Source organism: Curtobacterium sp. 9128 (assembly GCF_007673775.1).
Classification (GTDB): domain Bacteria; phylum Actinomycetota; class Actinomycetes; order Actinomycetales; family Microbacteriaceae; genus Curtobacterium.
Genome location: NZ_VEAF01000007.1, coordinates 52,909 through 74,588 on the forward strand (window position 1 = coordinate 52,909; position 21,680 = coordinate 74,588).

17 protein-coding genes and 1 tRNA gene are annotated in these 21,680 nt (G+C 73.2%); 10 read left to right on the plus strand and 8 right to left on the minus strand.

Translation table 11 applies throughout. The features are described from left to right. Nucleotides 1-21: 21 nt before the first annotated feature. From thrB to argS, 6 genes are all read right to left on the minus strand, one after another. Nucleotides 22-966 (minus strand): homoserine kinase, encoded by a 945-nt coding sequence (gene thrB / locus FS641_RS15220; protein WP_144765629.1) that lies wholly within the window; start codon nt 964-966, stop codon nt 22-24. A gap of 44 nt (nt 967-1,010) precedes the next feature. Continuing rightward, nucleotides 1,011-2,090 (minus strand): threonine synthase, encoded by a 1,080-nt coding sequence (gene thrC, locus FS641_RS15225; RefSeq protein ID WP_144765332.1) that lies wholly within the window; start codon nt 2,088-2,090, stop codon nt 1,011-1,013. 70 nt (nt 2,091-2,160) lie between these two features. Next, nucleotides 2,161-3,468, minus strand: coding sequence for a homoserine dehydrogenase (locus FS641_RS15230; RefSeq protein WP_144765334.1), 1,308 nt, complete (start codon nt 3,466-3,468; stop codon nt 2,161-2,163). A 29-nt stretch (nt 3,469-3,497) separates the two neighbouring features. After that, complete coding sequence (gene lysA / locus FS641_RS15235) at nt 3,498-4,916, minus strand: diaminopimelate decarboxylase (protein WP_144765336.1); 1,419 nt, start codon at nt 4,914-4,916, stop codon at nt 3,498-3,500. A 49-nt stretch (nt 4,917-4,965) separates the two neighbouring features. Next, nucleotides 4,966-5,727 carry an LmeA family phospholipid-binding protein gene (locus FS641_RS15240; RefSeq protein WP_144765338.1) on the minus strand — a complete coding sequence of 254 codons (762 nt, stop codon included), beginning with the start codon at nt 5,725-5,727 and terminating at the stop codon, nt 4,966-4,968. Between the two features lie 185 nt (nt 5,728-5,912). Beyond that, nucleotides 5,913-7,577 carry an arginine--tRNA ligase gene (gene argS, locus FS641_RS15245; RefSeq protein ID WP_144765340.1) on the minus strand — a complete coding sequence of 555 codons (1,665 nt, stop codon included), beginning with the start codon at nt 7,575-7,577 and terminating at the stop codon, nt 5,913-5,915. Between the two features lie 68 nt (nt 7,578-7,645). On the opposite strand from argS, the gene FS641_RS15250 reads away from it, so the two are divergent. From FS641_RS15250 to FS641_RS15270, 5 genes are all read left to right on the plus strand, one after another. Then, entirely contained in the window at nt 7,646-8,266 is a 621-nt protein-coding gene (locus tag FS641_RS15250) for a hypothetical protein (RefSeq protein ID WP_144765342.1), read from the plus strand. A gap of 254 nt (nt 8,267-8,520) precedes the next feature. After that, nucleotides 8,521-8,592: transfer RNA gene (locus FS641_RS15255), tRNA-Arg, on the plus strand. Between the two features lie 118 nt (nt 8,593-8,710). Next, complete coding sequence (locus tag FS641_RS15260; protein WP_144765344.1) at nt 8,711-9,766, plus strand: Gfo/Idh/MocA family protein; 1,056 nt, start codon at nt 8,711-8,713, stop codon at nt 9,764-9,766. Between the two features lie 44 nt (nt 9,767-9,810). Then, entirely contained in the window at nt 9,811-13,698 is a 3,888-nt protein-coding gene (locus FS641_RS15265) for a Pls/PosA family non-ribosomal peptide synthetase (RefSeq protein ID WP_144765346.1), read from the plus strand. 7 nt (nt 13,699-13,705) lie between these two features. Then, entirely contained in the window at nt 13,706-15,019 is a 1,314-nt protein-coding gene (locus tag FS641_RS15270) for a M1 family metallopeptidase (protein WP_144765348.1), read from the plus strand. Here FS641_RS15270 and FS641_RS15275 read toward each other — a convergent pair. Both FS641_RS15275 and FS641_RS15280 read right to left on the minus strand, forming a co-directional pair. Continuing rightward, nucleotides 15,016-15,636: a 4'-phosphopantetheinyl transferase superfamily protein gene (locus FS641_RS15275; RefSeq protein WP_144765350.1), complete on the minus strand. Its 621-nt coding sequence runs from the start codon at nt 15,634-15,636 to the stop codon at nt 15,016-15,018. The genes FS641_RS15270 and FS641_RS15275 overlap by 4 nt on opposite strands. A 43-nt stretch (nt 15,637-15,679) precedes the next feature. Next, nucleotides 15,680-15,883: a hypothetical protein gene (locus FS641_RS15280; protein WP_144765352.1), complete on the minus strand. Its 204-nt coding sequence runs from the start codon at nt 15,881-15,883 to the stop codon at nt 15,680-15,682. A gap of 240 nt (nt 15,884-16,123) precedes the next feature. On the opposite strand from FS641_RS15280, the gene FS641_RS18485 reads away from it, so the two are divergent. From FS641_RS18485 to FS641_RS15305, 5 genes are read left to right on the plus strand one after another with little or no spacing between them, the layout of a single operon-like run. Continuing rightward, nucleotides 16,124-18,103, plus strand: a complete 1,980-nt coding sequence (locus tag FS641_RS18485) for a YgcG family protein (RefSeq protein WP_144765354.1) — start codon at nt 16,124-16,126, stop codon at nt 18,101-18,103. 53 nt (nt 18,104-18,156) lie between these two features. After that, entirely contained in the window at nt 18,157-18,882 is a 726-nt protein-coding gene (locus FS641_RS15290) for a PspA/IM30 family protein (protein ID WP_144765356.1), read from the plus strand. Nucleotides 18,883-18,937: 55 nt separating this feature from the next. Next, the gene (locus tag FS641_RS15295; RefSeq protein WP_144765358.1) at nt 18,938-19,759 is read left to right on the plus strand and encodes an arginase family protein; all 822 of its coding nucleotides are present in this window, start codon (nt 18,938-18,940) and stop codon (nt 19,757-19,759) included. 58 nt (nt 19,760-19,817) lie between these two features. Further along, nucleotides 19,818-21,218 carry an NAD(P)/FAD-dependent oxidoreductase gene (locus tag FS641_RS15300; protein WP_144765360.1) on the plus strand — a complete coding sequence of 467 codons (1,401 nt, stop codon included), beginning with the start codon at nt 19,818-19,820 and terminating at the stop codon, nt 21,216-21,218. Between the two features lie 3 nt (nt 21,219-21,221). After that, on the plus strand, nt 21,222-21,578 hold the full coding sequence (locus FS641_RS15305) for a Fe-S oxidoreductase (RefSeq protein WP_144765362.1): 357 nt from the start codon (nt 21,222-21,224) through the stop codon (nt 21,576-21,578). Nucleotides 21,579-21,680 lie beyond the last annotated feature (102 nt).

The following is a 21,680-nucleotide window of genomic DNA, read 5'->3' on the forward strand; positions in this document are numbered from 1 at the left end:
CGAGCCGGTGGCTCTGGCCGCTCACGGGAGGTCTCCGTCGATCGCCGGGTGCGCCACCACTGTAGCACCACCGAGATCGACGGCCAGCATGAGCGGACGCCAGGTCGATTCGGCGTGTCGCTCCACCAGTCCGGCCGCCGTGAGGCGCTGTGCCGGGTCGCTGCCGAGGACCAGGAGGCTCGGGCCGGCGCCGGAGACCACTGCGGCGAGACCGTGCTGCCGGAGCAGGCGGATCAGGGCGTCGGTCTCCGGCATCGCGCTCGCACGGTAGGTCTGGTGCAGTCGGTCCTCGGTCGCCGCGAGGAGCAGCTCCGGGCTCTGGATGAGCGCTGCGACGAGGAGCGCGGACCGGGACACGTTGAAGGCCGCGTCCGCGTGCGGGACGCTCGCCGGCTGCAGGGAGCGCGCGAGCTTCGTGGACAGCGTCGAGGTGGGCACGAAGACCACCGGCGCGACGCCGCGGTGCACCAGGAGCCGCTTGTACGCGGGTCCCTCGGCCGTCATCCACGCGATGGTCAGACCGCCGAACAGCGCCGGGGCGACGTTGTCCGGGTGCCCCTCCATCTCGGTGGCGAGCGTGAGGAGCGTCGAGGCGTCGAGGTCGACGACCCCCTCGAGGAGGCCGCGGGCCGCCATCAGCCCGGCGACGATCGCGGCGGCCGACGAGCCCATGCCGCGTCCGTGCGGGATCGCGTTCACGGCCTGGACGTCGAGCCCGGGCTGGTCGGCGCCGGCGTGCTCGAGGCCCCGGCGGATCGCCCGGACCACGAGGTTCCTGTCGTCGGTCGCGACCTCGCCGGCCCCGACGCCCTCGACGGCGACCGTGGCACCCGGCTCGGGTCGGACCCGCACGAGGACCTCGTCGTACAGCGACAGCGCGAGGCCGAGCGAGTCGAACCCGGGTCCGAGGTTCGCGGAGGTCGCCGGCACCCGCACGCGGACCGCCCGTCCGGCCGGTACAGCGATGCGGGCGGTGACGCCCCCGTCCGGCCCGGACGAGCGGTCGCGGCTCACTGCGCGCCGACCAGTCCGAGGACGTCCGCGATCGCGGCGGTGTCGACCGGGACGCTCGTCGGGGCGACCTCACCGCCGTCCTCGGTGCGGAGCGCCCACTGCGGGTCCTTCAGGCCGTGGCCCGTGACCGTGATGACGACGCGTGCGCCGGCCGGGACCTGTCCCGCGTCCGAGCGCTCGAGGAGTCCGGCGACACCGATCGCGGACGCGGGCTCGACGAACACGCCGACCTCGGCGGAGAGGATGCGGTGCGCCGCGAGGATCCCGGCGTCGGAGATGGCGCCGAAGTAGCCGTCGGTCTCCTCGCGCGCGGCGAGGGCGAAGTCCCACGAGGCCGGGTTGCCGATGCGGATCGCGGACGCGACCGTCTCCGGGTGGGTGACGACGGCGCCGTGCACGATGGGCGCAGCACCCTCCGCCTGGAACCCGAACATGCGCGGCAGCTTCGTCGAGCGTCCAGCCGCGACGTCCTCGCGGTAGCCGCGGGCGTACGCGGTGTAGTTGCCCGCGTTGCCGACCGGCAGGAAGTGGAAGTCCGGCGCGTCGCCGAGCACGTCGACCACCTCGAAGGCCGCGGTCTTCTGCCCCTCGATGCGGTCGTTGTTCACCGAGTTGACCAGGTGCACCGGGTAGTTCGCGGCGAGGTCACGGGCGATGTCGAGGCAGTCGTCGAAGTTGCCCTGCACCTGCAGCAGCTGCGCGTCGTGGGCGACGGCCTGGCTGAGCTTGCCCATCGCGATCTTGCCCTCGGGGACGAGGACGGCGGCGGTGATGCCGGCGTGCGTGGCGTACGCCGCGGCCGAGGCGCTGGTGTTGCCCGTCGACGCGCAGATGACCGCCTTCGCACCGTGCTCGACGGCCTTCGAGATCGCCATCGTCATGCCGCGGTCCTTGAAGGAACCGGTCGGGTTCATGCCCTCGAACTTGACGTAGACCTCGGCGCCGGTGCGCTCGGACAGTCGTCGGGCCGGGATGAGCGGCGTGCCGCCCTCCCCCAGCGTGACGACGGGCGTCGCCTCGGTCACGTCGAGACGGTCGGCGTACTCGCGCAGGACTCCCTGCCACTGGTGGGCCATCAGGGTTCTCTCTCTGTCTGGTGCTTCGGGGCTGGGGGCTTCGGGGCTTGGGGCTGCGGGGTGGGGTGGGTCAGACGCCGACCATGCGGAGCACGCTCGCCACCTCGGTGACGACCGTCTCGCCGCGGAGTGCGACGACCGTGTCGGCGAGGTCGGCCTCGCGGGCCTCGTGCGTGCCGATCACCAGGGTCGCGGTCCCGTCGTCGCCGTGCGCGCTCGACTGCTCGACGGTCTCGACGCTGACCCCGTGCGCGGCGAGGACGCCGGCGACGGTCGACAGCACGCCGGGGGCGTCCGTGACGTGCAACGTGATCTGGTACCGCGTCCGGACGGTGCCGATCGGGAAGACCGGGAGCGCCGACCGCGTCGACTCCGCGACACCGGGACCGCCGATGACGTGCCGGCGTGCGGCGGACACCAGGTCGCCGAGCACGGCCGACGCCGTCTCGACGCCACCGGCACCGGCGCCGTAGAACATCAGGTCGCCCGCGGCCTCGGCCTCGACGAACACGGCGTTCTTCGCACCGTGCACGCTCGCGAGCGGGTGCGACTCGGGGACGAGTGCCGGGTACACGCGGGCGCTGACGCCCTCGCGGCCGTCCTCGTCGGTGAGGCGTTCGCACGTCGCGAGGATCTTCACGACGTAGCCGGCCTTGCGTGCGGCACGGACCTGCTCGATCGTGACCGCGGTGATCCCCTCGCGGTGCACGGCCACGAGCGGGACGGAGGTGTGGAAGGCGAGCGAGGCCAGGATGGCGGCCTTCTGCGCGGCGTCGTAGCCCTCGACGTCCGCCGTGGGGTCGGCCTCGGCGTACCCGAGCTCGGTCGCGGTCGCGAGGGCGTCCTGGAACGTCGCGCCCTGGCGGTCCATCAGGTCGAGGATGAAGTTCGTGGTGCCGTTGACGATGCCCATGATCCGCACGATGCGGTCCCCCGCGAGCGAGTCGTGCAGCGGACGGATGATCGGGATCGCCCCGGCGACGGCGGCCTCGTAGTAGAGCTGGGCGCCGACCTGCTCGGCCGCGGCGAAGAGCTCCGGACCGTGCGTGGCGAGCAGCGCCTTGTTCCCCGTCACGACGTCCGCGCCGGACTGCAGCGCCTGCAGCACGAGCGTGCGTGCCGGCTCGATGCCGCCGATGAGCTCGACGACGATGTCGGCGCCGAGGATCAGCGACTCCGCGTCCGTGGTGAAGAGTTCCCGCGGCAGGTCGACGTCGCGCTGGGCGTCGAGGTCACGGACGGCGATGCCGACGAGCTCCAGGCCGGCGCCGGCGCGCGAGGCCAGCTCGTCGCCGTGCTCGAGGAGGAGTCGTGCGACCTGCGAGCCGACCGATCCGGCCCCGAGCAGCGCGACGCGGACGTTGCGGTATTCGATCATGTGGTGCGTGTCTTCCGGGTTGCTGGGGTTCACCGCGCGGCACCTGCAGCCGCTCCGGACACCCCGGTGTCGCGGGCGAGGAGGTCGTCGATCGTCTCGCCCCGCACGAGGATACGGGCTCGTCCGTCGGCCACCGCGACGACCGGCGGGCGACCGACGTGGTTGTAGTTGCTCGCGAGGCTCCAGCAGTAGGCACCGGTGGCCGCGACGGCGAGCAGGTCGCCGCGGTGCACGTCGCCCGGGAGGTACTCGTCGAGGACCACGACGTCGCCGCTCTCGCAATGCTTACCGACGACGCGGGAGAGCACGGGCTCGGCGTCGGACGTCCTGGCCAGGCGCGCGGTGTACTCGGCGCCGTACAGCGCGGGGCGGGCGTTGTCGCTCATGCCCCCGTCGACGGACACGTACGTGCGGGTGGCCGGGTCGGCGTCGGCGACCTCGAGCGTCACCGGCTTGATCGTGCCGACGCGGTAGAGCGTCAGCCCCGCCGGCCCGACGATGTACCGACCGGGCTCGACCGCGATCTCCGGCACCGGGATGTCCCGTTCCGCGCAGGCCTCCGCCACGATCGCCGCGAGGGCGTCGGCGACGTCCTCCGGCTCGAACGCGGAGTCGGCCTCGGTGTAGTCGATGCCCCAGCCGCCACCGAGGTTGAGCTCCGGGACGGGACCGGATGCGACGAGCGTCGCGTGCACGTCCATGAGCCGGCGTGCCGCTTCGCGGAAGCCGGACTCGTCGAAGATCTGCGAGCCGATGTGCGAGTGCAGGCCGACGAAGGCCAGCGACGGGAGGGACCGGATCGTCTCGGCCGCCGCGACCGCCTCGGTCAGCGGGATGCCGAACTTCTGGTCCTCGCGGGCGGTCGCCAGGTACTCGTGGGTCGAGGCGTGCACGCCGCTGTTGATCCGGATGCGCACGCGCTGCACGACCCCGGCTGCAGCCGCGGCGTCGGCCACGCGGTGCACCTCCTCGTGGCTGTCGAGCACGATCGTCCCGACGCCGACCTCGACCGCGCGGGCGATCTCGGCGTCGGACTTGTCGTTGCCGTGGAACCCGAGCCGTCCGGGGTCCACTCCGCCGGCGAGGGCGACCGCGAGCTCGCCGCCCGTGCAGACGTCGACGCGGAGGTCGGCCTCCGCCATCCACGCGGCCACCTGGGTCGTGAGGAAGGCCTTGCCTGCGTAGTAGACGTGGGCGTGCGTGCCGATGCGTCCGAAGGCCTCGGCGAAGGCGTTCCGGACGCGCACCGCGCGGGACTGCACATCGCGCTCGTCGAGCACGTAGAGCGGCGTGCCGTACTGCGCGACCAGCTCGTCGGCGCGCATCCCGCCGATCGCGAGGGCGCCGTCGTCGGTCCGCGTCGCGGAGGCGGGCCAGATCCGCGCGGTCAGCGCGGAGGCGTCCGTCGGGAACCGCAGCCGCGGCGGGGCAAGTGGGTTCTCGCTCACGGGACCCGATCCTACCGAGCCGGGACGGGCCTCCCGGTCTTCCGTTACGTCAGCAGGAGCCGGTGGTCTGCAGACCGGACTCGCTGAGGGGCAGCTCGTCGGCGGTGACGCGCACCGTCGCGTGCGCGGCGGTGACGTCGAGCGCGCGGACGCGGAGGGCCTGCGGCAGGAACTGCGCGGTGCAGACCGGCACCGGCGTGTCCGTGACGCCGGGGATCTGGTCGACGCGGAGGTCGAGCGCCGAGTTCGTGATCTGCACGGTCTTCGGCGTGACCGTGATGCCCTTGCCGTCGGACTGCGCGGTGACGGTGCCCCGGGCGAGGTAGGAGATGTCGTAGCCGAGCACCGCGGTCTTGCCGGACAGCGCGACGCCCCCGTCGACGAGGGACAACCGGTCGAACAGCGGGCTGTACTTCGCCAGGTCCTTGACGCTCGAGGCCGCGAGCGTCACGGTGCCGTCGACGTCGTGCACCGAACCGGCACCGTCGATCGGCACGTCGTGGGCGGTGACGTCAGCGGCGAGCGGGACCCCGTCGACCGTGATCTTCCGCGAGGAGATCTCGACCTCGTCCAGCGAGCCGCCGATGAGCTGCGGGATGATCACGCCCTCCGCGTGTGCGTCGACGGTGCCCTCGGTCCCGGCGGGGAGCGAGCGCTCCACCTGCTCGGCGATCTGCCGGTCCACGACACCGCGGAGGACGAACTCCGCGACGACCACCAGCACGGCGAGCACGAGGACGATGCCGATCAGGACGATCGTCAGGGTGCGGCCGCGGCGGCGCCGCTTCGGGGATGCGGTTGCGGTGGACATGCGTCCCACTCTGCCAGCGGCCCCCGGCAGCCGGCCTGGAGGCGCGGGTGCGGCCCGGCGCGCGGGTGCGGCCTGGCACGGGGGCGCGGAGCGGCGTTCCGGCGCGCGGGCGCGGGGAACCGCGTTCCGGACACAGCACCGCGGACGTCCGCGGTGCTGTGTCCGGAACGCGGTGCAGCGCCGCGCTACATGCGCTCGGGGGCGCTCACACCGAGGAGGCCGAGGCCGTTCCGCACGACCTGGCCGGTCGCGTCGTTCAGCCAGAGGCGCGTGCGGTGCAGGTCCGTCACCGGCTCGTCGCCGAGCGGCGTCACGCGGCAGGCGTCGTACCAGCGGTGGTACAGCCCGGCCAGCTGCTCGATGTAGCGCGCGACACGGTGCGGCTCGCGCAGCTCCGCGGCCTGTCGGACCACGCGGGGGTACTCCGCCAGGGCACCGAGCAGCGCGCCCTCGGTGTCGTGCGTCAGGAGCGAGGCGTCGAAGGCCGAGCGGTCGACACCGGACGCGGCGGCGTTCCGCGCGACCGACTGCGTGCGGGCGTGGGCGTACTGCACGTAGAAGACCGGGTTGTCGTTCGTGCGCTTCGTGAGCAGGTCGAGGTCGATGTCGATCGCGGTGTCGCTCGCGAACCGGACCAGGGCGTAGCGGCCGGCGTCGACACCGACGGCCTCGACGAGGTCCTCCATCGACACGATCGTGCCGTTGCGCTTCGACATCCGGAACGGCTGCCCGTCCTTCAGCAGGTTCACCATCTGCCCGATGAGGATCTCGAGGTTCTTGCCCGGCTCGTCGCCGAAGGCCGCGCACATCGCCATCATCCGGCCGACGTAGCCGTGGTGGTCGGCGCCGAGCATGATGAGGTTCCGCTCGAAGCCGCGCTCGCGCTTGTCGAGGTAGTACGCCAGGTCACCGGCGATGTAGGCGGGCTCGCCGTCGCTCTTGATGACGACGCGGTCGCGGTCGTCGCCGAAGTCGGTCGTGCGGAGCCAGAGCGCGCCGTCGGCCTCGTACATCTTGCCGAGCGAACGGAGCCGCTCGATGGCGCGCTCGACGGCCTTCGACTCGTGCAGCGAGTTCTCGTGGAAGTACACGTCGAAGTCGACGCCGAAGTCGTGCAACGACTTCTTGATGTCGGCGAACATGAAGTCGACGCCCTCGCGGCGGAACATCTCCTGCGCCTCGTCGCGGGGCAGGTCACGGACGTCCCCGTCGAACGTGGCGAGCACCCGCGCGGCGATCTCGGCGATGTAGGCGCCGCCGTAGCCGTCCTCCGGCGCCGGCTCCCCCAGCGCCGACGCGACGAGGGACCGGGCGAACCGGTCGATCTGTGCGCCGTGGTCGTTGAAGTAGTACTCCCGCGTGACGAGGCCACCCTGCGCCTGGAACACCCGGGCCAGGCTGTCGCCGACGGCCGCCCACCGCACGCCGCCCATGTGGATGGGGCCGGTCGGGTTCGCGGAGACGAACTCCAGGTCGATGCGGACGCCGTCGTAGAGGTCACCGCGACCGAACGCGTCGCCGGCATCGACGACGGTGCGGGCGATCTCGCCGGCAGCGGCGGCCTCGAGCGTGATGTTGATGAAGCCGGGACCGGCGACGTCCACCGACGCCACACCGTCGAGCTCGGTCAGCTCGCCGGCGATCTCGGTCGCGAGCTCCCGCGGGTTCGTCCCGAGGCGCTTCGCGAGCTGCATCGCGGCGTTCGACGCCCAGTCACCGTGCGCGCGGTTCTTCGGGCGCTCGAGGGCGACGTGCGACTCCTCGACGGTCACGGTGTCGGACGCACCTCGTCGCTCGACGATCCCGGTCAGGATCGACAGGTACGCGGCGGAGAGTTCGGCAGGAGTCACGGCGGACGAGTCTACCGGGCGGGCCGCACCCACCGGTCGCACCCACCGGCATGCACCATCATGGCCGCATGACCACCCGACGATCAGCCCGGGCGATCAGCGTCGCCGCGCTCGCCGTCCCGACCGCACTCGTCCTCGCCGCATGCACCGGCGGCGGAGCGGGCGGCTCCCCCACGAGGACGGCGTCGGCGGTGCCGAGCGCGTCCGCCACCGCCGCTCCGATCGGCAAGCACGTGCGCCAGACCTGTGCCGAGCTGCTGCCGGACGACACGTTCGCCGTCTACGGCCAGGCGTTCGAACTCGACCCGTCGGCGAAGCCCGCCAAGGGCTCGGCACCCGCACGCATCGCGCAGCAGAACGGCCGCGTGTGCGTGTTCCACGAGGTGTCGGACACGTCGACGACGATCACGGTTGCGGTCGCCGACCTGCCTGAGAAGTCGCTCACGACGCTCAAGGACGCGCTGTACGAACGCGGCGGCTCGGTCCCCACCTACCGGGTCGAGGGCTACTTCTCGCTCACGGACGACGTCGGTCGCGCCGACGCCTTCGCCGACCCGTACTGGATCACGACGTCGTCCACGCTCTTCACCGAGCCCGGCTCGGCGCAGCCCGTGGTCGACGCCGTCCGCGAGGCCCTCGGGGGCGGAGACGCGTCGAGCGCGACGCCGAGCGCGACGCCCGCCGGCTGAGGAGCGCTTCCGGGCGCACCGCGTGGCCGCCGGGTGTGGTTGCGCGTGCACGAAGCGACATGATCGATGTCGTACGACGACGACACTGTCGCCGCGCGGCGCTCGCAACGATTGCGCGCGCAGGGAGCGACACGATCGACGTCGTACGACGACGACACTGTCGTTCCGAGTCGGGCTTGCGGGCCGTCTGGTCCTTCGGGGGCCAGGTGGTCCCGGAGGGGTCTCGGGACCTGCTACGGTTGTTGACACCCCGGGCCCCCATAGCTCAGGGGATAGAGCACTGCCCTCCGGAGGCAGGGGCGGAGGTTCGAATCCTCCTGGGGGCACAGTCACTTCCCCGCCGACCGGCAACGCCGTCGCCACGTCCACGCCGTCGCGACGCGCCGCTCGATCGCCTGCTGCGCAGCCCGACCCAGGCCGCCCGGGCGCGGTAGCGTCGCGGTCATGTTCGTCTTCCCGGAACCGACCGCCGAACCGCTCCGTGGCGGACCCACCCTCCGCTGGGGCGTCGTCGGTCCGGGGCAGATCGCGAACGACTTCACCGCCACCCTGCACGCGAACACCGACCAGCGCGTCGTCGCCGTCGGGTCCCGGTCGCCGGAACGCGCTGCGGTGTTCGCGGCACGGCACGGCGTCGACCACGCCCACGGGAGCGCCGAGGCTCTCGCGGCCGACCCGACCGTCGACGTCGTCTACGTGGCGTCCCCGCACCCGCAGCACCTCGAGCACGCGCTCCTGGCCGTCGCCGCGGGCAAGCACGTCCTCGTCGAGAAGCCGATGACGACCTCGGCCGCCGACACCCGACGCATCGCCGACGCCGCCCGCACCGCCGGCGTGCTCGCGATGGAGGCGATGTGGACCAGGTACCTGCCGGGCACGACCGTGATCGCCCGGCTCCTCGCCGACGGCGTCCTCGGTGACGTCCGGCTGGCGACCGTCGACGTCGGGTGGCCGCGTGCCGAGGACCCCGCCGACCGCATGTGGGACCCGGCGGCGGGCGGGGGTGCACTGCTCGACGCCGGTGTCTACGGACACTGGTTCGCACGGTTCGCCACCGGCGCCCCGGTGACCAGTCGGACGACGGGAGCGGTCTCGGCGAGCGGGGTGGACCTCCAGTCCGTCACCGTGTCGACCACCGCCGGTGGCGCGCAGGCCGTGGTGACCACCTCGATGGCGGCGTGGACACCCGGCCTCGCCGTGGTCGCGGGGAGCGCCGCGAGCATCCGGTACACCGACCACTTCGTCTTCCCCGCGTCCTTCGAACTGCACCACGCCGGTGGGGAGGACCCGTGGACGGATCCCACCGGGCTCACCGGTCGACAGGGGCTCGCGTGGCAGGCGACGGCCCTCGCCCGGTACGTCGCCGAGGGTCGGACCGACTCGCCGCTGCACGGGCTGGAGGACGCGATCGGCGTCGCGACCGCGCTCGACGCGGCGCGGGCCGCGGTCGGTGTCGGCGGCGCACCCGGTGTTCTCGAACAGGACACCTCGGCCCCCTAGGATCACGGGCCGGTCGACCAGCACGCGGCCGGGAAGAGGACTCGATGACCACCGCCACCGGGAACCCGCAGCACGAACTCGCCCGCGGCGCCCTCGCCGCCACCCCGCGTACTCTGCTCGACGTCCTCGTCGCGACCGCCGACATGCATCCCGACGCCCTGGCGATCGAGGACCCGGCCGGCGCCGTCGACTACCGGAGCCTCGTGACCCTCGTGCGCGAGCGCGCCGACGACCTCGCGCGCCGTGGCGTCCGTCGCGGCGACCGCGTCGGCATCCGCGTGCCGTCCGGGGGCCGCGACCTCTACGTGTCCGTCCTCGCGGTCCTCGCCGCGGGCGCCGCCTACGTCCCGGTCGACGCGGACGACCCCGAGGAGCGGGCGGCCCTGGTGTTCGGTGAGGCGGACGTCGTCGGCGTGATCGGCGCCGGCGGTGTCCTCTCCACCCGGGAGGGCGACCCGGTCGACGTCGTCGACCCCGCGGCGAGCGCCGCCACCCCGACGGTCGAGGACGACGCCTGGGTGATCTTCACGTCCGGGTCCACCGGTGTCCCGAAGGGCGTCGCGGTCACGCACCGGTCGGCTGCGGCGTTCGTCGACGCCGAGGCGCGGATGTTCCTGCAGGCCGCACCGATCGGGCCGGGCGACCGGGTGCTGGCCGGGTTGAGCGTGGCGTTCGACGCGTCGTGCGAGGAGATGTGGCTCGCCTGGGGGCACGGTGCCTGCCTGGTGCCCGCGCCGCGGTCGCTGGTGCGGACGGGCGTGGACCTGGGGCCGTGGCTCGTGGCGCACGGCGTGACGGTGGTGTCGACGGTGCCCACCCTGGCGGCGCTCTGGCCGGACGACGCGCTCGAGCAGGTGCGGCTGGTGGTCTTCGGTGGGGAGGCGTGTCCGCCGGAGCTCGCTGCGCGGATCGCGAGCCGGGACCGTGAGGTGTGGAACACGTACGGGCCGACCGAGGCGACGGTCGTCGCGTGCGGGGCGCTGCTCGACGGGTCGACCCCGGTGCGGATCGGGCTGCCGCTGGACGGGTGGGACCTGGCGGTCGTGGACGCCGAGGGCGCCCGGGTCGCGCCGGGTGCGGTGGGTGAGCTCGTCATCGGTGGCGTCGGCCTCGGCCGGTACCTCGATCCGGCGAAGGACGCGGAGAAGTACGCGCCGTTCCCCTCGCTCGGGTGGGAGCGGGCGTACCGGAGCGGTGACCTGGTGCGGTACGACCCCGAGGGGTTGGTGTTCCAGGGGCGCGCGGACGACCAGGTGAAGCTCGGCGGTCGGCGCATCGAGCTCGGCGAGATCGACGCGGCGCTCCAGGCGCTCGACGACGTCGCCGGCGGTGCCGCGGTCGTGCAGCGAACCCCGGCGGGCAACCAGGTGCTCGTCGGGTACGTGGCGCCGGTCGCGGGGGCGACGATCGACACGGCGGCCGCGAACGCCCGGTTGCGTGCGGAGCTGCCGGCGGCGCTCGTGCCGTTCCTCGCCGTGGTGGACGGTCTGCCGACGCGGACCTCGGGGAAGGTCGACCGGGCGGCACTCCCCTGGCCGCTCACCGGTCCCGACGGTGCGGAGGCGGCGCTGCCGCCGACGGTCGCGTGGGTGGCGGAGCGCTGGGGTGCGATCCTCGGGGTCCCGGTGACGAGCGTGGACGACGACTTCTTCGCGCACGGTGGTGGGTCGCTGACCGCGGCGCAGCTGGTGTCGGCGATCCGGGAGCGCTACCCGACCACGACCGTCGCCGACGTGTACGACCACCCGCGGATCGGCGCGCTCGCCGATGCTCTGGACGCGTCGGGTCCGGTCGCTGCGGCCGAGCGGGACGTCCGTCCCACGCCGCCGGTCACCGGGGTGGTGATGACGCTGCTCGGGCTGCCGGTGCAGGTGCTCCGCGGGGTGCGGGTGCTGACGTGGACGGCGCTCGTCGCGGGCGTGCTGCACGCCACGACACTGCCGTTCCTGCCGGTGCTGCCCGTTCCGGTGCTCGTCGCGGCGCTGCTGGTGTTCGTGACCCCGATCGGCAAGATGGCGGTGACCGTCGTCCTGGTCCGGCTGGTGCTCATCGGTGTCCGACCCGGCGCGCACCCGCGTGGTGGGTCGATGCACGTGCGGGTGTGGCTCGCGGAGCGCATCGCGGAGGCCGTGGACGGTCCGTCGACGGCGGGTGCGCCGTGGATCAGCTACTACGCCAGGGCGCTCGGGGCGAGGATCGGCCGGGACGTCGACCTGCACACGCTGCCGCCGGTCACCGGGATGCTCACGATCGGCAAGCGCGCCTCGGTCGAGCCGGAGGTCGACCTCGCGGGGCACTGGCTGGACGGGGACGTGTTCCACCTCGGTCGGGTGTCGGTGGGTGCTGATGCGGTCGTGCACAGTCGGTCGACGCTGATGCCCGGTGCGTCGGTCGGTGCGGGTGCGGAGATCGAGGCGGGGTCCGCGGTCGCGGGTCCGGTCCCCGACGGGGAACGCTGGGCGGGTTCGCCGGCGGAACGCGTCGGCTCGGCCCGGCACGACCGGGAGGCTCGTCCCCCGGCCCGACGCCGCTGGCTCGTCGCGTACGGGGCCGGTTCGGTCGCCGTGGCCGGACTGCCCGTCGTCGGTGTCGCGACGGGCGTGCTCGTCGTCGCGGCGCTGGTCGGCCGTGCGTCGTCCCTCGGGGCCGCGGTCCTGCACGCGCTCGCGTTCGTCCCGCTCGCGACCGTCGTCGCCGGGGTGGTGTACGCCGGCCTCGTCGTGGCGGCGGTCCGCCTGCTCGGGATCCGGCTGCACGCGGGTCGGCACCCGGTGCGCTCCCGCATCGGCTGGCAGGCGTGGTGCACGGAACGGGTGCTGGACGCCGCCCGGACGCTGCTGTTCCCGCTGTACGCGAGCCTGGTGACGCCGCTGTGGCTCCGGCTCCTCGGGGCACGCGTCGGGCGGAACACCGAGATCTCCACGGTGCTCCTGCTGCCGTCGTTGACGCAGATCGCCTCGGGGGCGTTCCTCGCCGACGACACCATGGTCGCCACGTACGAGCTCGGGGGCGGGCGGGTGACGATCGGTCGGTCGAAGGTCGGGCGTCGGGCGTTCCTCGGCAACAGCGGCATGACCGGTGCCGGGAGGAGCGTGCCTCGCGAGGCGCTCGTCGCGGTGCTGTCGGCGGTGCCGAAGAAGGCCAAGCGCGGGTCGAGCTGGCTGGGCTCGCCGCCCGTCCGGCTCCGTCGTGCCGCGACGACCTTCGACGAGGAGCGCACGTTCCGCCCGTCACGCCGACTCCGGGTGGCGCGGGGCTGCTGGGAGGTGCTGCGCGTGGTCGCGCCGATGGTGTCCGCCGCGATCGCCCTCGGGGTCGTCTGGGCGCTCCTGACGCTGTGGACCGCCGTCGGCATCGGGTGGACGGTGCTCCTCGCGGCGCCGGTCCTCGTCGTCGCCGGCGCGGTCGCCGCTGTCGTGTCGACGGTCGCGAAGTGGGTGTTCGTCGGCCGGATCCGCGCGACGGAGCACCCGCTGTGGTCGTCGTTCGTGTGGCGGAACGAGGTGCAGGACACGTTCGTGGAGACCGTGGCGCGGCCGTGGTTCGCCGAACAGGCACCGGGGACGCCGGCGCTCGCGGCGTGGCTGCGCAGCCTGGGTGCGACGATCGGCCGCGGCGCGTGGCTGGAGACGTACTGGTTGCCGGAGGCCGACCTCGTCACGATCGGCGACGGTGCGACCGTGTCGCGCGGGACCGTCGTGCAGACGCACCTGTTCCACGACCGGGTGATGCAGCTCGACGAGGTCCGCATCGACGCCGGTGGCACCCTCGGTCCGCACAGCGTCGTCCTGCCCGCGGCGGGCATCGGACCTGGTGCGACCGTCGCCCCGGCGTCGCTCGTCATGCGCGGGGAGCAGGTCCCCGGCGGGACGCGCTGGGCCGGCAACCCCATCGCACCGTGGGAGTCGACGGTGGACCGCGTGACAGACTGACCGGACCGTGAAGCCGACGAACGCAGCCGACCCGTACACCCCGCACAGTGGGGACCGTCGCTGGCGTGCCACCCACTACGACCTCCGCCTCGACTACCGGGTGGCGACGAACCGGCTCGACGGCACCGCGACCATCAGCGCCACCGCGGTGGCCGACCTCGACCGGGTCGTCGTGGACCTGCACGGGCTGAGCGTGGACCGCGTCGACGTCGACGGTCGACGCGCGAAGAAGTCGACCGTCGCCGCGCACAAGCTCACCGTCACACCTCCGACGACGATCGCCGCCGGCAGCGACTTCACCCTGCACGTCCGCTACCGGGGCACGCCGCGTCCGCTCCGCAGCCCGTGGGGTCAGATCGGCTGGGAGGAACTCACCGACGGTGTCATCGTCGCCGCGCAGCCGACGGGTGCGCCGTCGTGGTTCCCCTGCAACGACCGGCCGGACGACAAGGCCACCTACCGCATCGAGATCGCCTGCGAGTCGGCGTACGACGTCGTCGCGAACGGCGAGCTGCTCGGCCGGGAACGCATCGGCCACGGCACCCGCTGGACGTACGCGACCACGGAGCCGATGGCGACGTACCTGGCGACGGTGCAGATCGGTCGGTACCGCACGCACGCCCTCCGCGGCGCCGAGGTCCCGGTCACCCTGCACCACCCGGCGGACCTCGCAGCGGCTGCGAAGACCGACTTCGGCCGGGTCCCGGAGATGCTCACGCTCTTCGCGGAGCGGTTCGGGCCGTACCCGTTCGGCGCGTACGGCGTCGTCGTGACGGACGACGAGCTCGAGATCCCGCTCGAGGCGCACGGCCTGGCGGTCTTCGGGCGGAACCACGTCGACGGCGAGCACGGCACGGACCGGCTCATCGCCCACGAGCTCGCGCACCAGTGGTTCGGCAACTCCGTGACCCTCGGCCGCTGGCGCGACATCTGGCTGCACGAGGGGTTCGCCTGCTACGCGGAGTGGCTCTGGTCGGAGCACCGCGGCGGCGACACCGCGGACGCCCTGGCAGCCGCGTACCGGCGGAGGCTCGCCGACCAGCCCGAGGACATCGTGGTGGCGGACCCCGGCGCGGCCGACATGTTCGACGACCGGGTCTACAAGCGCGGCGCGCTCGCCCTGCACGCGCTGCGACGGACCGTCGGTGACGCCGCGTTCTTCGACGGACTCCGTCTCGTCACCGGACGACACCGCCACGGTACGGTCACCCCGAGCGACGTCCTCGATGCGTTCGCGACCGCGGCGGGCCGGAGCATCGCGGCGGTCGGTGCGGTCGTGTCACCGTGGATCGACGACACGGGGATCCCCGAACTGCCCTAGCTCGGACCGCCCTGGCCCGGACCGCGCGCGGCCCCGGCGTCGTCCGGTCGGCGGTCGTCGAGGGTGACCGGCAGTCCGCCGGCGGCGACGGCGAGCACCAGGTCGTCGTCCAGGCGCACCACCGTCACGAGCTGTGCGGCCGACTCGAACGTCGCTGTCCCCGCCGCGAGGTCGACATCGACCGACACGGGGTCCACCCGGAGGCCGCGCCCGTCCCGTTTCAGGACGGCTTCCTTCGCCGCCCAGCACGCCGCCAGCAGGGCATCGTCGCCGCACGCACGAGCCAGCTCCCCCGGCGTGAAGGCGTCGAGGGGCGCCGCCGCCACCCGGGAGACCCGTTCGACGTCGACACCGAGGTGCACGGCGCCGACCGCGAACGCGACGACGCCGGAGGTCCGAGCCAGGCTCACGCCGACGGCGGTGCCGTGGACCGTCGCCCACGGCCGACCGTGGTCGGTCCTGCCGCAGTGCCTGCACCGGTGGCCACCGAGGACAGCGGCGGGATCCGCGGACGTGACGTCCGCGAGGAAGGCGAGGAGTGCCTCCCGGTCGGACCGTCGGGACGCGCCGGCCGCGCAGACGCGCACCCGTACGGACTGGAGGCCCGGATCACCCACACCGGCACCCTACGGGGTGCAGATGGCCGGGCGGATCGGACGCTCAGGCGTGGGTGAGGGCGATGAGCGCGACGTTCATCGTCGAGTAGAGCCCCTCGGACCGCGTCGCCTGTCGCACACGCCCGCGGAGGACCTCGTAGCGGCCGTCGTGCTCGCGGACGAACCCGATCACCCCGCTGGCCGGCGTCGACACCCGGTGGAACCCGTCCTCGAGCGGGACCACTTCCGTACTGGTCGTTCGTTCCATCATCGATCCCTTTCGTCGTCGAAACGGTTGTCACCCATCCTACGCCGACCGGGGGACAAACGCGGACGGCCCGTGTGACTTCTCCACAGGTGCTGCACGAGCCGGACGAAGCACTGCGGTCGCTGGATAGACTCCGGGCGACGGGGCACCCGATCCGTGTCGTCGCGGGCATCACGGCCGCGCGGACGGTCGGCACCACGGTCGTCGGGCCGCCGCCTCGTCGGAACGGACGGAGGACGGATGCCAGCGGTCCAGCGTGGATCGAGCACGAACGGGGCGACCATCGACGGGGGGACGCCGCGGCGTTGGATGCCGCGACTGGCCACGGCGCTGCTCGCCGCGCTGCTCGTGTTCGCACCGACCGCCGCCGCGCATGCCACGGCACCCGTCGACCTGCGCGGCGCCTACGTCCTCGACGACGCAGACGCCCTGACCGCGGCGCAACGGTCCGACGTCGAGAAGGCGGTCACGGACCTCTACACCGAGACGAAGACACAGCTGTACGTCGTGTTCGTCCCGGAGTTCACGGACCCGACCGACCACAGTGCGTGGGGCCAGGCGGTGCTGCAGCGGAACCAGATCCAGACCGACAGCATCGTGCTCTCCGTCGCGGTCGACGAACGCAACTACGACGTCCGACAGACCAACGAGACCGCGATCAGCGCCGGCGACGTCCAGACCGCCGTGGACGACGACCTCCTGCCGCGACTCAAGGCGAACGACTGGGCCGGCGCCGCCACCGCCTTCGCGGACGGCCTGGCGCAGTCGCAGCAGCCGCCGGACCTGACGTGGCTGTGGATCCTGCTGCTCCTCGTGGTGATCGCCGTCGTGGTCGCCGTGCTCGTGGTGCGGGCCAGGAACAAGCGCAGGACCGCTGCCGCCACCCGGGCGCAGCAGGAGTCGCTCGCCGGACTCGAACGCACGGCGGGCGCAGCGCTCGTCACGATCGACGACGAACTCCGCACCGCCGAGCAGGAGGTCGGGTTCGCGACGGCGCAGTTCGGCGCCGACGCGGCGAAGCCCTTCGCGGACGCGGTGACGGCGGCGAAGCGGGACGTCCGCACGGCGTTCACCTTCCAGCAGCAGCTCGACGACGCGGTCCCCGACTCCCCGCAGCAGCGCGCCGACTGGGCGAACCAGATCATCGCGATCTGCGAACGCACGCACGCGGCGATCGAGGAGCAGACCGACGCGTTCGACCACCTCCGCTCGCTCGAGGACGGCGTCGAGAGCGCCGCGACCGCCCTGCACGCCGCACTCGAGACCGCTCCCGCGACCGTCACCGACGCCGCCGCCGCGCTCGAACGCGTCCGTGCCACCTACCGCGGCCGGACCCTGGCGACCGTCGCGGACAGCGTCGACCAGGCGCGCCAGGTCCTCGACTTCGCGACCGAGCGGTCCCGCGCCGCCGACGCCGCGCTCGCAGCAGGCGACAAGGGGCAGGCCGTCGTCGCCGTGCGGGATGCCCAGCATGCGCTCGCCCAGGTGCAGCAGCTGACCGCGACCGCCACGGGCGCCGAGGCGGCCTTCCGCGAGGCCGCCGCGCGTGCCGATGCGATGCGTGCCGACATCGAGGGCGACGTCGCGGCGGCACGGGCGATGCGGACCTCGGGGCCCGACCTCGCCGCCGCCGTGGTCACCGCCGAGACGGTCCTCCGCGAGCAGCTGGACCCGGCGGACCCGATCGCCGCGGTCGACGCCCTGACCCGGGCGAACACCCAGATCGACGCCGCACTCGCCTCGGCCCGCAGCGCCGCGGAGCAGCACGAGCGGGCGGTGCGGGCGCTCGACGCGGCACTCCGCGACGCCCGGACCAGGATCAGCCAGGCGCGGGAGTTCATCGCGCTCCGCCGTGGTGGTGTCGGCCCGACCGCGAGGACGCGCCTCTCCGAGGCCGAACGCGCACTCGACGACGCCGTCGAGCTCGCCACGACCGACCCGCAGCGGGCACTGCAGGCAGCACGGGCCGCGGAGCAGTACGCCGCCGCCGCGATGGACGAAGCCGGCAACGACATGGGCGGCTGGCCCGGCGCCGGGGGTGGCGGGAACGGGGCGCAACTCGGCGGCCTCGTCACCGGCATCGTCCTCGGCGGGCTCCTCGGCGGACGGGGCGGCAGCTTCGGCGGCGGCTCCTTCGGCGGGGGTGGCTTCGGCGGGGGCGGCGGCGGGGGCGGCGGCGGGGGCGGCGGCGGCGGCTTCTCCGGCGGGGGCCGCTTCTGACGACGCCCACGACAACTCACCCGGCACGACCACACCCCAGGAAGGGAACAGCAATGGCCAAGCAGTCGATCTTCGGTCGCATCTCCACGCTCGTCCGAGCGAACATCAACCAGCTCATCGACAACGCGGAGGACCCGCAGTTGATGCTCGACCAGCTGGTGCGCGACTACACGAACAACATCGCCGACGCCAAGAGCGCCGTCGCCCAGACCATCGGCAACCTCCGACTCCTCGAGCAGGACAACGAGGAGGACGTCAGGGCCGCCCAGGAGTGGGGGCAGAAGGCCAGCACCGCCTCGGCAGCGGCGGACCGCTACCGCGCCGAGGGCAAGGCCGCCGACGCCGACAAGTTCGACAACCTCGCCAAGATCGCGATCGGCAAGCAGATCGCGGCCGAGCAGGAGGTCAAGGACAACGCCGCTCCCCTCGCCACGCAGAACGAGCAGGTCGAGAAGCTCAAGGCCGGCATCACGAACATGGAGCAGAAGCTCGAGGAGCTGAAGTCCAAGCGCGACAGCCTCGTCGCCCGCGCCAAGACCGCCGAGGCGCAGTCGAAGGTGAACGACGCGATCGGGAACATCGACATCACCGACCCGACGAGCGACCTCGCCCGCTTCGAGGAGAAGGTCCGCCGCGAAGAGGCGAAGGTGATCGGGCAGCAGGAGCTCCAGGCGTCGAGCCTCGACTCGCAGTTCGAGAGCCTCGAGGACGTCGGCAAGGACGCCGAGGTCGAGGCCCGTCTCGCGGCGCTGAAGTCCGGCGGCTCCTCGACGCTCTGAGCTGAACCGGCGACGCACTGCTGACGACGCCGGACCCGCCTGCCAGACTGGGACCATGCAGTTCCTCGTCGTCGGTCAGTGGCAGGGTTCGGCGTCGTCGCGCGCGATGCGCCTCGGCGACGGCGCAGCAGCCATCGCAGCCGACCTCCCCCGTGCCGCCACCACCGTCGTCGACGTCCCCGCAGGCGCGGGTGACCGCCTCGAGACCGCGATCGCCCGGTACACCTCGGTGCTCCACGTCGCCGAGCGTGTCGCCGAGGAGACCGCGATCGCATCCGAGCCGGTCCTGGTGATCGGCGGCGACGGAGCGAGCGCACTCGGCGGCAGCGTCGCCGTCGGCCCCGGGACGGCCTTCGTCCGCATCTCCGGGTCCAGCGGCTACCGTGCCCTGAACCGGGCGCAGCCGATCGCCGCCGAGACCGCCGCGCTCCGCGTCCTCGTTGATCGCCCGTCGGAGCTCTTCCCCGGGCTGCCCGTCGTCCCGGCGTCCTCGGTCGTCCTCGCCGGGATCCGTGGCATCGACGAGGCGGAGTCGAACGCGATCGTCCGGGCAGGGATCACGCACCTCGACGTCGACGCCGCGACACCCGACGCCGTCGCCGATGCCGTGGCCGCCACGGGAGCCGACGCCGTCTACGTGCACGTCGACCTCGACGTCCTCGACCCCTCCGAACTCGACGGGCTGCTGGAGCCCGTGCCGTTCGGGATCGACGGTGCCGCGCTCGTCGAGCGGATCCAGGCGGCGACGCGGGGTCGACGGCTCGTCGGCGCCGCACTCACCGGGTTCGCGCCGGTCGACCCCGAGCGCGCCGTCGACGACATGGGCGTCATCCTCCGGGCCGTCGGTGCCCTGAGCGCCGCCGCGCGCGTTTCCTGACCCCGGGGGACGCGCCGGACCCGGTTGGGCCCATGCCGCTCCGCGTACGCTCGGCGACATGACGGACTACGACCTCATCGTGATCGGTGCCGGCGCTGTCGGCGAGAACGTGGCGGACTACGCCCACAAGCGCGGCCTGTCGGTCGCGGTCGTCGAAGCGGAACTCGTCGGCGGAGAGTGCTCCTACTGGGCGTGCATGCCGTCGAAGGCGCTGCTCCGGAGCGGCCACGCGCTCCGAGCGGCCCGACGGCTCGCCGGAGCCGCGCAGGCCGTCACCGGCGACCTCGACGCCGCCGCGGTCCTGGCCAGGAGGACGTCGTTCACCAGTGACTGGAAGGACGAGAGCCAGGTGGCCTGGCTCGACTCCGCCGGCATCGACCTGATCCGCGGGCACGCGCGCATCACCGGGACGAAGTCGATCGAGGTCGACGGCACGACGTACACCGCCGGGGCGGTCGCCGTGGTCACCGGCTCGCTGCACGCCCTCCCGGACGTCCCCGGGCTCGCCGAGGCACGCCCGTGGGGCACTCGCGAGGGCACCAGCGCGCAGTCGGTGCCGGAGAGCCTCCTGGTCATCGGCGGCGGCGTCGCGGGCACCGAGCTCGCGACGGCGTGGGCGTCGCTCGGGGCGAAGGTCACCCTGGTCGCCCGGCACGGACTGCTCGGCGGGATGGAGCCCTTCGCCGGCGAGCTCGTCGCCGACGCCATGCGCGAGGCCGGGATCGACGTCCGGACCGGGGTGAACCCGACCCGGGTCGACCGCGACGAGCACGGCCTCGTGACGACGACGCTCGACGACGGCACCACCGTCGTCACGAGCGAGGTCCTCGCTGCGACCGGCCGGAGCCCGCACACCGCCGACCTCGGGCTGAGCTCGGTCGGACTCACCGACGGCGAGTGGCTGGACGTCGACGACACGATGCTCGTCACCGGCACCGACTGGCTCTACGCCGTCGGTGACGTGAACCACCGGGTGCTCCTCACCCACCAGGGCAAGTACCAGGCGCGCGCCGCCGGTGAGGCGATCGCCGCTCGTCTCCAGGGCACGCCGCTGCACACCGAGCCGTGGGGCGCCCACGTCGCGACGGCCGACCACGCCGCCGCACCGCAGGTCACCTTCACCGACCCGGAGGTCGCGAGCGTCGGCCTGACCGAGGCCAGGGCTCGCCAGCAGGGCCTGAACGTCCGCGCGGTCGAGTACGAGCTCGGCAACATCGCCGGCGCAGCGCTGCAGGCCGACGGGTACACCGGGCGCGCGAACATGGTCGTGGACGAGGACCGCGGCGTCGTCGTCGGGATGACGTTCGTCGGTCAGGACGTGGCGGAGATGCTCCAGGCCGCCACGATCGCCATCGTCGGCGAGGTCCCGCTGGACCGCCTCTGGCACGCGGTCCCCGCGTACCCCACCATGAACGAGATCTGGCTCCGCCTGCTCGAGACGTACGGCCGTCCGGAGTAGTCCGTGCGGAACCCCCTGCTCGACTCCCCCGTGTCGTGGGCGGGCTGGGCCTTCGCCACGCTCGTGGGGCTCGCCGTCGGGGTGCCGCTCTCCACGGGCCCGATCCGACGGGTCGACGGTCTCATCGTGTGCTCGGGACTCCCCCGGTGGGTCTTCCGCCGCGGTGGGACCTGCGTCGGCTCGGTCTACCTCACCCGTGACAACGACGGCGACCGCGTGCTCCGGCACGAGCGCGTCCACGTGACGCAGTGGCGGCGGTACGGCATGCTCATGCCCCTGCTGTACGCGGTCGCCGGCCGGGATCCACTTCGGAACCGCTTCGAGGTCGAGGCCGGCCTGGAGGACGGCGGCTACCGCTGACGTCGCCCCTCGAACGACGACGACGCTCCCTGCGGTTCCAGAACTCGCCGCTCAGCTCCGTCCAGCTGCCACGATTCACTCATCCGAACGGCCGGAGTTCCG